The 12,128-nt window shown below is 68.4% G+C and carries 11 protein-coding genes; 4 read left to right on the forward strand and 7 right to left on the reverse strand.

Annotated features, from left to right (window positions below):
* Nucleotides 1–51 precede the first annotated feature (51 nt).
* Genes fsa through M9M90_RS19920 form a run of 3 tightly spaced genes read left to right on the forward strand, consistent with a single transcriptional unit; the run spans nt 52 to nt 2,307 of the window.
* Nucleotides 52–705, forward strand: a complete 654-nt coding sequence (gene fsa / locus M9M90_RS19910) for a fructose-6-phosphate aldolase (RefSeq protein WP_254834968.1) — start codon at nt 52–54, stop codon at nt 703–705.
* A 16-nt stretch (nt 706–721) separates the two neighbouring features.
* Nucleotides 722–1,396 (forward strand): DUF484 family protein, encoded by a 675-nt coding sequence (locus M9M90_RS19915; RefSeq protein ID WP_254834969.1) that lies wholly within the window; start codon nt 722–724, stop codon nt 1,394–1,396.
* Entirely contained in the window at nt 1,381–2,307 is a 927-nt protein-coding gene (locus M9M90_RS19920; RefSeq protein ID WP_254834970.1) for a tyrosine recombinase XerC, read from the forward strand. Before M9M90_RS19915 ends, M9M90_RS19920 begins: the two co-directional genes overlap by 16 nt.
* A gap of 1 nt (nt 2,308) precedes the next feature.
* On the opposite strand, the gene M9M90_RS19925 is transcribed toward M9M90_RS19920, so the two are convergent.
* The 7 genes from M9M90_RS19925 to M9M90_RS19955 form a co-directional block, all read right to left on the reverse strand.
* The gene (locus M9M90_RS19925; protein WP_254834971.1) at nt 2,309–2,608 is read right to left on the reverse strand and encodes a hypothetical protein; all 300 of its coding nucleotides are present in this window, start codon (nt 2,606–2,608) and stop codon (nt 2,309–2,311) included.
* Between the two features lie 65 nt (nt 2,609–2,673).
* On the reverse strand, nt 2,674–4,071 hold the full coding sequence (lpdA, locus tag M9M90_RS19930) for a dihydrolipoyl dehydrogenase (RefSeq protein ID WP_254834972.1): 1,398 nt from the start codon (nt 4,069–4,071) through the stop codon (nt 2,674–2,676).
* Nucleotides 4,072–4,135: 64 nt separating this feature from the next.
* Complete coding sequence (odhB, locus tag M9M90_RS19935; RefSeq protein WP_254834973.1) at nt 4,136–5,368, reverse strand: 2-oxoglutarate dehydrogenase complex dihydrolipoyllysine-residue succinyltransferase; 1,233 nt, start codon at nt 5,366–5,368, stop codon at nt 4,136–4,138.
* A 52-nt stretch (nt 5,369–5,420) separates the two neighbouring features.
* The gene (locus M9M90_RS19940) at nt 5,421–8,375 is read right to left on the reverse strand and encodes a 2-oxoglutarate dehydrogenase E1 component (RefSeq protein ID WP_254834974.1); all 2,955 of its coding nucleotides are present in this window, start codon (nt 8,373–8,375) and stop codon (nt 5,421–5,423) included.
* A 78-nt stretch (nt 8,376–8,453) separates the two neighbouring features.
* Nucleotides 8,454–9,332 carry a succinate--CoA ligase subunit alpha gene (sucD, locus tag M9M90_RS19945; protein WP_254834975.1) on the reverse strand — a complete coding sequence of 293 codons (879 nt, stop codon included), beginning with the start codon at nt 9,330–9,332 and terminating at the stop codon, nt 8,454–8,456.
* The gene (gene sucC, locus M9M90_RS19950; RefSeq protein WP_254834976.1) at nt 9,332–10,531 is read right to left on the reverse strand and encodes an ADP-forming succinate--CoA ligase subunit beta; all 1,200 of its coding nucleotides are present in this window, start codon (nt 10,529–10,531) and stop codon (nt 9,332–9,334) included. The genes sucD and sucC overlap by 1 nt, the downstream gene beginning before the upstream one ends.
* 150 nt (nt 10,532–10,681) lie before the next feature.
* The gene (locus tag M9M90_RS19955; RefSeq protein WP_254834977.1) at nt 10,682–11,182 is read right to left on the reverse strand and encodes a DUF2306 domain-containing protein; all 501 of its coding nucleotides are present in this window, start codon (nt 11,180–11,182) and stop codon (nt 10,682–10,684) included.
* Between the two features lie 172 nt (nt 11,183–11,354).
* On the opposite strand from M9M90_RS19955, the gene M9M90_RS19960 reads away from it, so the two are divergent.
* Nucleotides 11,355–12,128, forward strand: a complete 774-nt coding sequence (locus M9M90_RS19960) for a LytTR family DNA-binding domain-containing protein (protein ID WP_254834978.1) — start codon at nt 11,355–11,357, stop codon at nt 12,126–12,128.

Raw genomic sequence — 12,128 nt, forward strand, 5'->3', positions numbered from 1 at the left:
GCGCCCGCAACCGCTAAACAGCCCGCCGAACCCCGCGCCAGAAGGTCACCCATGCAGCTCTTTCTCGACACCACCGACACGGCCGTCCTCAAGGATCTCGCCGCCACCGGCCTGGTCGACGGGGTGACCACCAATCCGACCCTGATCGCCAAGTCCGGCCGTCCCATGCTGGAGGTCATCGCCGAGATTTGCGACCTCGTCGAGGGCCCCGTGAGCGCCGAGGTCGCGGCGACCGACGTGGCCGGCATGCTGGCCGAGGGCGCCAAGCTCGCCGGTGTCGCCCCCAACGTCGTCGTCAAGGTGCCGTTGACCCGCGACGGCCTGATCGCCACGGCCGAGTTCGCGGTCCAGGGCATCGCCACCAATGTCACCCTGTGCTTCTCCGCGGCCCAGGCCCTGCTGGCCGCCAAGGCCGGCGCCACCTACATCTCGCCGTTCATCGGCCGCCTCGACGACTACGGCATGGAGGGGATGGACCTGATCAGCGAGATCCGCGCCATCTACGACAACTATGAATTCGACACCGAAATCCTGGCCGCCTCGATCCGAAATCCCGGCCACGTAACGGCTGCGGCGCTGGCCGGGGCCGACTGTGCGACCATTCCGCCCAATGTTTTCTTGGACCTCTTCAAGCACCCGTTAACCGAGAAGGGGCTTGAGATGTTCATGAGCGACTGGGCCAAGACGGGTCAGTCCATCCTGTAAAACACGGGGACTGAGCATGGACGGCGCGCAGGCGAAGGATCACGGTTTGGGATCCGACGAGGTTCGGGCCTTCCTGGCCGACAATCCACAGTTCCTGCGCGACGACCCGGCCCTGCTGGCCGAGCTCGGCCTGCGCCCCGACGCGGCCAATGTGCTCGACTTTGGGCCCGCGGCCCTGGCCCGGGTGCACGAGGCCCACAAGCGCGAGGCGGGCGCCCGCAAGCGCCTGGAAGCCACTGCCCGCGCCAACTTCGCCGCCCAGGCCCAGACCCACGGCGCCGTGGTCGACCTGCTGGAGGCCCGCAACCACGCCGACCTGGCCCGCCGGGTCGACGAACTGGCGCAACTCCGCTTCGGCCTGGCCGCCGGGGTGGTCGCCCTCTCCGGCCCCGAGCGCACCCCCGCCGGCTGGCGGATGCTGGTCGAGGGTCAGATCGACATGATCATCGGCCACCAGCGGGTGGCCCTGATGGGCTTCCAACCCACGGCGCTCGGCCTGTTCGGCGACCGGGCCGAGGGCGTCCGCTCCATGGCCATGGTCCGCATGGCGATCTGGGAGCCGTCCCGCGAGGGGCTGCTGGCCTTCGGCTCCGCCGACGAGAACGGCTTCACCGAGGACATGGGCGCCGAACTGGTGGCCTTCCTCGCCCGTGTGGTCGAAAGGACCGCGGAGCGTTGGCCGGTCATCTAGCCGCCCGCGACGCGCTGCGGCTCTGGCTGGAGCACCTGGCCAAGGAGCGCCGCGCCTCGCCCCGCACCGTCGAGGCCTATGGCTTCGCCGCCGGCCGCTACATCGGCTTCCTGGAACAGTATCGCGGAGAGGCCCTCTCCCTGGCCGCCATGGGGACGCTCACCGCCGGCGAGGTCCGCGCCTGGCTGGCGCACCTGCGCCAGGGCGACAGGCCGCTGTCGCCGCGCTCGCTCTCCCAGGCCCTGTCGGCGATCCGAACCTTCCACCGCTATCTCGACATCCGGCTGGACACCCCCAACCCCGCCGTCGCCCTGGTGCGCGGCCCCCGCGTGGTCCCCAGCGCGCCTCGCCCGGTCAGCGAGGACCAGGCCCGCGGCATGCTGGCGGAGCCCGGCCTCGACCCCGACCGCGAGGACTGGGAGGCCAGCCGCGACGAGGCAGTGCTGACCCTGCTCTATGGCTGCGGCCTGCGGATCTCCGAGGCCCTGTCGCTGAAGCGCTCCGATGCGCCGCTGGGCGCCTCGCTACGGATCCTCGGCAAGGGGTCCAAGACCCGCATCGTCCCGGTGCTGCCCGCCGTGCGCGAGGCCATCGACGCCTATCTGGCCGATCTCCCCTTCGCCCTCTCTTCAGACCAGCCCCTGTTCCGCGCCAAGCGCGGCGGGGCGCTCAGCCCGCGCCATGTCCAGGCCACGGTGCAGCTCCTGCGCGGTCGGCTGGGCCTGCCGGACAGCGCCACGCCCCACGCCCTGCGCCACTCCTTCGCAACCCACCTGCTGGGGGCCGGCGCCGACCTGCGCTCGATCCAGGAACTGTTGGGCCACGCCTCGCTGTCGACCACGCAGCGCTATACCGAGGTCGACGCCGCGGCCTTGCTGGGCGCCTACGCCAAGGCCCACCCGCACGCCTGAGCTATTTGGCGAAGCGGCCGTCGCCCTCGACATTCTCGCGGACCACCGTGGAGACGGCGCAACCGCCGACCGAGCGGGCGACAGCCAGTTCCAGGTTCGCGGGCGGCATGCTCTCCAGCGCCCGGGCGCCGCGGTCGCCGCGGCGGTCCTGCGGTCGCAGCAGCAGGGCGGGCTCGGCGTTGCGGGTCATCATCGCGCCTTCGGCGGGACAGCCGAGCGGGGCGATCCGGCGGCCGGCCACGATGACCTTCGGCGGCGGGGCGGCCACGAGGCCGGCGGCGAGCAGCATGGACACAAGCATGGCGATCACTCCAGTAGCGGGGTGAGCCTACCGCCAGCGGTGTTCGCGAGGAAGTTAACTCGCCGTCAGGCCTGCATCGTCCAGCCCTCGACGCCCATGGCCGCCTGGCGGCCGGCCTCGGAGCGGGTCGGGTGGGGATGGCAGGTGCGGGCCACGTCCTCGCTGGCCGCCTTGAAGGCCATAGCCACGCAATATTCGCCGATCATCTCGCCGGCCTGGGGGCCGACGATATGGACGCCCAGGATCTCATCGGTCTTGGCGTCGGCCAGCACCTTGGCGAAGCCCTCGGTCTCGTGGTTGATCTTGGCGCGGCTGTTGGCGCTGAAGGGGAACTTGCCGACCTTGTAGGCCACGCCGGCTTCCTTCAGCTGCTCCTCGGTCTTGCCGACCCAGGCCACTTCCGGGGCGGTGTAGACCACGCTCGGGACCAGGTTGTAGTCCACGTGGGCCCACTTGCCGGCGATCATCTCGATACAGGCCACGGCGTCTTCCTCGGCCTTGTGGGCCAGCATGGGACCCAGGATCGCGTCGCCGATCGCCCAGACACCCGGGGCCGAGGTCTTGAAGTGATCGGTGGGAATGAAGCCGCGCTTATCGGGAACGACGCCGACGCTCTCCAGGCCAAGGCCCGCGGTATAGGGACGCCGGCCGATGGCCAGCAGGACATAGTCGGCGGTGAGCGTCTCGGCCGCGCCGCCGGCCACCGGCTCGACGGTCAGGGAGACGTTCGACTTCCCGGCCTTGGCGGCGGTCACCTTGGACGACAGCTTGAAGGTGATCCCCTGCTTGGTGAGCGAACGCTGGAAGGTCTTTGCGGTCTCGGCGTCCATGCCCGGGGTGATGCGGTCCAGGAACTCCACCACGGTGACCTCGGCGCCGAGCCGGCGCCAGACGGAGCCCAGCTCCAGGCCGATGATGCCGGCGCCGATGACGATCAGGCTCTTGGGCACTTCGGGCAGCGACAAGGCGCCGGTGGAATCGACGATGCGCGTCTGGTCGATCTCCACGCCCGGCAGGGGTGAAGGCTCCGAGCCGGTGGCGATGACGATGTTGGCGGCCTCGAGCAAGGTGACCGTGCCGTCCTCGGCGGTGACCTCCACCTTGCCCTGACCGACGATCTTGCCGGCGCCCTTCACCCAGTCGACCTTGTTCTTCTTGAAGAGGAACTCGATGCCCTTGGTCAGAGCGGTCACCGACTCGGCCTTCTGCTTCATCATCTGGACGAGGTTGAGCTTGGGCTTCACGTCGATGCCCAGGGTGGCGAACTCCCCGTTGGCCATGTCATAGAGCTCGGACGCGTGCAGCATGGCCTTCGACGGCATGCAACCGACGTTGAGGCAGGTGCCGCCCAACGTCCCGCGCTTCTCCACCACCGCGGCCTTGAGACCGAGTTGACCGGCGCGGATCCCCGCATTGTATCCGCCGGGGCCGCCCCCGATGATGATGACGTCGTATTGGGCCATGACTTCCAGTCCTTGGGCGGAGGTTCAGCCCCCGCCGCCTAAGCAGTTCGGTGCGTGCGCGGTCCTAGACGTCGAGCAGCAGGCGCTGCGGGTCTTCCAGGGCTTCCTTGACGCGGACCAGGAAGGTCACCGCGCCCTGGCCGTCGACGATACGGTGATCGTAGCTTAGCGCCAGGTACATCATCGGGCGGATCACCACCTGGCCGCCCATGGCCATGGGCCGGTCCTGGATCTTGTGCATGCCGAGGATCCCCGACTGCGGGGCGTTGAGGATCGGGGTCGACATCAGCGAGCCGTAGACGCCGCCGTTGGAGATGGTGAAGGTGCCGCCCTGCAGGTCTTCCAGGGCCAGCTGGCCGTCGCGGGCCTTCTTGCCCAGCGCGGCGATGCCCTTCTCGACACCCGAAAGAGAAAGCGTGTCTGCGTCACGCAGAACCGGGACCACCAGGCCCTTCTCCGTGCCGACCGCCACCCCGATGTCGTAGTGGTTTTTGTAGATGATGTCCGTGCCGTCGATCTCGGCATTGACGTCGGGCACGTGCTTCAGGCCGTGGATCACCGCCTTCACGAAGAAGCTCATGAAGCCGAGCTTGACGCCGTGGGCCTTCTCGAAGCCGTCCTTGTACTGGTTGCGCAGCGCCATGATGGCGCTCATGTCGACCTCGTTGAACGTGGTCAGCATGGCCGCCGCGTTCTGGGCCTCCTTGAGCCGGCGCGCGATGGTCTGGCGCAGGCGGGTCATCTTCACGCGCTCTTCGCGCTCATGGATCTCGCGCGGGGCCGAGGGCGCCGGAGCGGGCGCGGGGGCCGCGGCCCGGGCTTCGAGGGCGGCGAGCGCGTCACCCTTGGTCACCCGGCCGTCCTTGCCGGAACCGGCGATGGCCGAGGCGTCGAGGCTGTTCTCGGCCACGATGCGCTGGGCCGAGGGGGCCAGCGGCGCGGCGGCGGCGACGGGTCTTGGGGCCTCCGCCTTGGGGGTCGGCGCCGGCGCCGGGGCGGGTTCGGGCGCCTTGGCGGGAGCGGCCTCGGCCTTCGGCGCGGGGGCGGGCTTGGCGCCGGCCGCGCCCTCGGTCAGACGGCCCAGGATCGCGCCGGGTTCGACGGTGGCGCCTTCCTCGGCGTTGATCTCCGACAGCACCCCGTCGGCGGGGGCGGCGACTTCCAGGCTGACCTTGTCGGTTTCCAGCTCGACCAGGATCTCGTCCTTCCGAACCGCGTCCCCGGCTTTCTTGGTCCAGCGCGCCACCGTCGCCTCGGTGACGGACTCGCCCAGGGCGGGGGTCATGATGTCGGCCATTGGAAGTTCCTGTCTCTCTTAAGTCGTTTTGTTCTTTGGGGCCGCCGCGAGCCTAGGCGAGGGCTTCGGCGAGGAAGGACTGTAGCTCACGAAGGTGACGGCTCATCTGGCCCGCGGCGGTGGAGGCCGTGGCCGGGCGGCCGACATAGCGGGCCCGCTTGGCCTTGACCTTCAGGCGCTCGAGCGTGAGCTCCAGCCAAGGATCGACGAAGGTCCAGCCGCCCATGTTCTTGGGCTCTTCCTGGCACCAGACCAGTTCGGCGTTTGGGAAGCGCGACAGTTCGGTCGACAGCGACTTCACCGGCCACGGATAGAACTGCTCCAGCCGCATCAGATAGACGTCGTCGACGCCCTTCTCCTCGCGGGCTTCCAGCAGGTCGTAATAGACCTTGCCCGAGCACAGTACGACGCGGCGGATCTTCTCCGGCGCGACCAGCACGGTGGCGGTGTTCTGACCGCGCTCGGCGTCGTCATGCAGCACGCGGTGGAAGGACGAACCCTCGGCCATGTCGCTGAGCTTGGACGTGGCCTTCTTGTGCCGCAGCAGCGACTTCGGCGTCATGACCACCAGCGGCTTGCGGAACTCGCGGCGCATCTGGCGGCGCAGGACGTGGAAGTAGTTGGCCGGGGTCGTGCAGTTGACGACCTGCAGGTTGTCCTCCGCGCAGAGCTGCAGGAAGCGCTCGAGGCGGGCGGAGGAGTGCTCCGGGCCCTGGCCCTCGTAGCCGTGCGGCAACAGCAGCACCAGTCCGCTCATCCGCAGCCACTTGCGTTCGCCCGACGAGATGAACTGGTCGATGACCACCTGGGCGCCGTTGGCGAAGTCGCCGAACTGGGCCTCCCACATGGTGAGGGTCTTCGGGTCGGCCAGGGAGAAGCCGTACTCGAAGCCCAGCACTGCCTCTTCCGACAGCGGCGAGTCGATGATCTCGAAATGGGCCTGGCCGGGACGCAGGTTCAGCAGCGGGGTGTAGTGCTCCTCGGTGGTCTGGTCGATGATGTCGGCGTGGCGCTGGGTGAAGGTGCCGCGCACGGTGTCCTGGCCGGTGAAGCGCACTGGGAAGCCGTCGTCCAGCAGGGTCGCGACGGCCAGATGCTCGCCGGTCGCCCAGTCGATCCCCTCGCCCGCGTCGATGGCCGCGCGGCGGTTCTCGATCACCCGGCGGACGTTCTTGTGTACGTCCAGCCGCTCGGGGATGGCGGTCAGTTTGTGGCCCAGGTCCAGCAGCTTCTGCATCTTGACGCTGGTGTCGCCGCGGCGGTCGTCGCTGTCGGGCAGGGCCAGGCCCGACCAGGCGCCGTCCAGCCAGTCGGCCTTGTTGGCCTTGTAGGTCTTGCCGGCGTCGAACTCCTTGTCGAGGAAGTCGTCGAACTCGGCGATCCAGCCGGTGAGCTCGTCCTCGGTGACCACGCCCTGGCCGATCAGTTTGCGGCTGTAGATTTCCCGGGTCGACGGGTGGTCCTTGATCTTGGCGTACATCAAGGGCGAGGTCATCGTCGGGTCGTCACCCTCGTTGTGACCGAACCGCCGATAGCAGAACATGTCGATGACCACGTCCTTGCCGAACTGCTGGCGGAACTCGGTGGCCACCTTGGCGGCGAAGGTGCAGGCCTCCGGATCGTCGCCGTTCACGTGGAAGATCGGCGCCTCGACCATCAGCGCCACGTCCGAGGGATAGGGCGAGGAGCGGGAGTATTTCGGCGCGGTGGTGAAGCCGATCTGGTTGTTGACGATGAAGTGGATCGTGCCGCCGGTGCGGTAGCCCCGCACGCCCGACAGGGTGAAGCACTCGGCGATGACGCCCTGACCCGCGAAGGCCGCGTCGCCATGCAGCAGCAGGGGCAGGACGTGGCCTCGGCCGGCGTCGGCGTTCTCGCGCAAGGCGAAAGCCTGCTTGGCGCGAGCCTTGCCCAGCACCACCGGGTTGACGATTTCCAGGTGGGACGGGTTGGCGGTCAGCGACAGGTGCACGCTGTTGCCGTCGAAGGCGCGGTCCGAGGACGCGCCCATGTGATATTTCACGTCGCCCGAGCCCTCGACGTCCGAGGGCAGGGTCGAGCCGCCTTGGAACTCGTGGAAGATCACGTGGTAGGGCTTGGCCATCACGGCGGCCAGCACGTTCAACCGTCCCCGGTGGGGCATGCCGATGACGATGTCGCGGACGCCAAGCGCGCCGCCGCGCTTGATGATCTGCTCAAGCGCCGGGACCATGGCCTCGCCGCCGTCCAGGCCGAACCGCTTGGTGCCGGGGAAGCGCTTGTGCAGGAAGCGCTCGAAGCCCTCGGCCTCGATCAGCTTCTTCAGGATGGCGACCTTGCCCTCCTTGGTGAATACGATCTCCTTGTCGCGGCCCTCGATGCGCTCCTGCAGCCAGGCCTTCTGGGCCGGGTCGGAGATGTGCATGTACTGCACGCCGACGTCGCTGCAGTAGGTCCGCTTCACGATCTGCAGGATTTCGCGAACCGTTCCGGTCTCAAGGCCCAGCACGAAGTCCAGGAAGATCGGCCGGTCATAGTCGGGCTCAGCAAAGCCGTAGGTCGCCGGATCCAGCTCCGAGGCGTCGCCCTCGGGAATGGCGATGCCCAGCGGATCGAGATTGGCCCGCAGGTGGCCCCGCATCCGGTAGGCGCGGATCATCATGATGGCGCGCAGGGAATCCAGGGTGGCGGCGCGGACCGATTCCGAGGAGGCGGTGGGCGGCGCGCGTTCGGCGATCTTCGCGCCGACCTTGGCCTCGATGGCGGGCCACATGCCGTCGATCGCGGAGAGCCAGTCCGGCCGGGCGGCGGGGGCGCCGGCCTTGGTCCAGGATCGGTCGCCGGCGGCGGCCTTCACCTCGTCGGCGCGGTCATGCAGGGAGGCGAAGAAGGCGCGCCAGGAGCCGTCGACCGAATTCGGGTCGGCCGCCCACCGCGCGTAGAGGTCCTCCACGAAGGCGGCGTTGCCGCCGTAGAGGAATGAGGTCTCGGCGAGCACCTCGTTGATCAGACCTGCGTCGTCCGCCATTTCGTCCGTTTCCCGGGGAGCCGGCCACGGACTTCGGAAGAAGGAGCCGAGCGCGGACCGCCCTTACTTAATTAGCCGTCAGGCGCTTTTCAGCACCTCGAGGAGGGTCTCGCCCAGTTTCGCCGGCGAAGGCGACACGCGGATGCCCGCCGCCTCCATCGCCGCGATCTTGTCCTCGGCGCCGCCTTTGCCGCCGGAGATGATCGCCCCCGCGTGTCCCATGCGCCGACCGGGCGGCGCGGTGCGACCCGCGATGAAGCCGACCATAGGCTTCTTGGTTGCTGAATTCTTGATGAACTCCGCCGCGTCTTCCTCGGCCGAACCGCCGATCTCGCCGATCATGATGATCGACTCGGTCTCAGGGTCCTTCAGGAACATGTCGAGGATGTCGATGAATTCGGTGCCTTTGACCGGATCGCCGCCAATTCCGACAGCGGTTGTCTGTCCAAGACCCACCTGGGTGGTCTGGAACACCGCCTCATAGGTGAGCGTGCCGGAGCGAGAGACCACGCCGACCGAACCCTTGCGGAAGATGTTGCCCGGCATGATGCCGATCTTGCAGGCTTCAGGCGTAAGGACCCCGGGGCAGTTCGGGCCGATCAGGCGCGACTTGGAGCCCGACAGGGAGCGCTTGACCTTGATCATATCGGACACCGGGATGCCCTCGGTGATGCAGATGATAAGCGGGATCTCGGCGTCGATGGCTTCCAGGATCGAGTCGGCGGCGAACGGCGGCGGCACGTAGATCACGCTGGCGTCGGCGCCGGTCTGCTGAGCCGCCTCGCGCACGGTGTCGAACACTGGCAGGCCGATGTGGGTGGTCCCGCCCTTACCCGGGGTGACGCCGCCGACCATCTTCGTGCCGTAGGCGATCGCCTGCTCGGAGTGGAAGGTGCCCTGGGCGCCGGTGATGCCCTGGCAGATGACCCGGGTGTCCTTGCCGATCAGGATGGACATTACGCACGCTCCCGGACGGCTTTGACGATCTTTTCCGCGCCGTCGCTGAGATCGTTGGCGGCGATCACGTCGAGGCCGCTTTCGTTGATGATCTTCTTCCCCAGCTCGGCGTTGGTGCCCTCGAGGCGCACCACCAGGGGCACGCTGAGGCCGACCTGCTTGACCGCGTTGACCACGCCGTTGGCGAGGATGTCGCAGCGGGCGATGCCGCCGAAGATGTTAACCAGGATACCCTTCACGTTGGGGTCGGCCATGATGATCTTGAAGGCGGCCGTGACCTTGGGCTCGTCGGCCCCGCCGCCCACGTCGAGGAAGTTGGCCGGCTCGGCGCCATAGAGCTTGATGATGTCCATGGTGGCCATGGCCAGGCCCGCGCCGTTGACCATGCAGCCGATCTCGCCGTCCAGCGCGATGTAGGAGAGATCGAACTTGGCGGCCTCGATCTCCTTGGGATCCTCCTCGGTCTCGTCGCGCAGGGCGACGATGTCGGGGTGCCGGAAGAGGGCGTTGGAGTCGAAGCTGACCTTGGCGTCCAGGACCTTCAGGTGATTGTCGCCGGTGACGATGAGCGGGTTGATCTCCAGCATGCTCATGTCCTTGGCCAGGAACGCCGCATACAGCTGACCGAGCAGCACGGCGGCTTCCTTGGCGAGGCCGCCGGAGAGGCCGAGCGCCTTGGAAAGGGTCCGCGCATGGTGCGGGAAGACGCCGGTGGCCGGATCGATCGAGAAGGTCACGATCTTCTCGGGCGTGTCGTGCGCCACGTCCTCGATGTTCATGCCGCCTTCGGTGGAGGCCACGACCGAGACCCGGCTCGTTTCGCGGTCGACCAGCAGCGACAGGTAGAATTCCTTGGCGATGTCCGCGCCTTCCTCGATGTAGAGGCGGTTCACCTGCTTCCCCTTGGGACCCGTCTGATGGGTCACCAGCACCCGGCCCAGCATCTCCTCGGCGTTGACCCGGACGTCATCGGCGGACTTGACCACTCGGACCCCGCCCTTGGCGTCGGCGCCCAGGCCCTCGAAGCGTCCCTTGCCGCGTCCGCCGGCGTGGATCTGCGACTTCACGACGAAGACCGACCCTCCGAGGTTTTTCGCGGCCCGGTAGGCCTCTTCGGCTGAGAAGGCGGCGTATCCGCGCGGGACCGCCACGCCGAACTCGGAGAGGACGGACTTGGCTTGATGCTCGTGGATGTTCATGAGGTCGCGAAACGCGTGATCTGCAGCCCGCCCGGTGCGGCGAGTGGCCGGGGTTATAGGCGCCGAGCCCCCCAGTGGCAACCGCGCCACGGGAAGAAAAAGTCGCATTGCAGCAAAGATTTGGCGACCACCGCCACCCGTATCATTTCATCATCGGGCGAAAAACACGGCCCATAGAATCCGGCCCGGCAGGAAGGCCAGACCGCCCGCCAGGAACATGCCGCCGACATACATTCCGATCATCGCGCCGCGGTGGGCGCGGACCTTGTGGCGTCGCGCCGCATAGAGGGCCGCGGGCAGGGCGACGATCACCCAGCCGGAGAGGGCGTGGACGAAGCTAAAGCTCCCGGCATTGAGCTCCCGGATAAACAGCGAGCTCACCGCCGTGGTCGCCATGGTCGCCGCCCAGGTCCAGCCCAGGGCGCGGTGCGGCAGGGTTCCCTTGGGCCCCAGCAGCAGCACGGCCCCGATCAGAAAGGTGGCGATCGCGGCGCCGAGGTGGAGCTTGATCTGCGGCGAGGCGGCCGCGATGGGCGCGAAGTCGGGCGCGGGCAGGCCGGAGGCCGCGGCGGCCAGCCCGGCCCCGGCGGCGAGGGCGAGGCTGACGGCCAGGGCCTGGGGGCTGGCGGCGGGTCTGGCAGGGTTGGACATGGGAAGGCTCCGGATTGAGGCGACGCCGCCTTCCTGCCGCGCCGATCGGGCCCGCGCAGCGGCCTCTGCACGAGCCGCCGCGTCAGCTGCGCGGACGGACGCATCCGCCGCTGGCGCTTCGCCAAACGCGGGCCGCTTCTCACCGGGCCGCAATCATGATCTCAACAGGCCCATGGCGGAGGTGCGAGAACCGAAGACTTTCGGATGGGGACCGTACGGCGACCGGGCGGCTTTCCTGCGCAGTCTGCTCGTGTCGGTGGTCGCCGGCGGTTTCCTGGCCTTTTCCGGCGCCTTCGGCATGGACGACATGGCGCTGGGCCCACGCTTCGCCTACTGGATTCCGCTGATGGCGGCCGGAACGCTGTGGGGCGCGGTCGCCGCGCGGCTGGTGTTCGGCGCCCATCCGGACGGGTCGCGGATGGTCGCGCGCATCCTGGCGGCCGGCCTGCTGATCGGGATTCCGTTCACCGGCGTGGTCTGGATCACCAACAACCTGTTCATGGGCTCGCAGATCGGACCTCGTCAGGCCCTGTCGCTGTGCGTCACCGTCACGGTCATCTCGGTGATCATGGTGGCGATCAACGCCATGGTCGCGCGCGCCGACCGGCCGGACGCGGTCCACCCCGCCGCCCCGCCCCGCTTCCTGGAACGCCTGCCGCTGAAGCTGCGCGGCGCGGAAGTCTGGGCGGTGGAATCGGAGGACCACTATCTCCGGCTACACACCTCCAAGGGCCAGGACCTGATCCTGCTGCGCCTGGCCGATGCGGTCGCCGAGCTGGAGGGGATCGAGGGAACCCAGGTCCACCGCTCCTGGTGGGTGGCCCGCGACGCCATCGCCGACGCCAAACGCGGCGACGGAAGGGCGACCCTGACCCTCAAGGACGGGTCGGAGGTTCCGGTCAGCCGGACCTACGCCAAGATCATCCGCCAGAAGGGCTGGATCTGA

Source organism: Phenylobacterium sp. LH3H17, assembly GCF_024298925.1.
Lineage (GTDB): Bacteria > Pseudomonadota > Alphaproteobacteria > Caulobacterales > Caulobacteraceae > Phenylobacterium.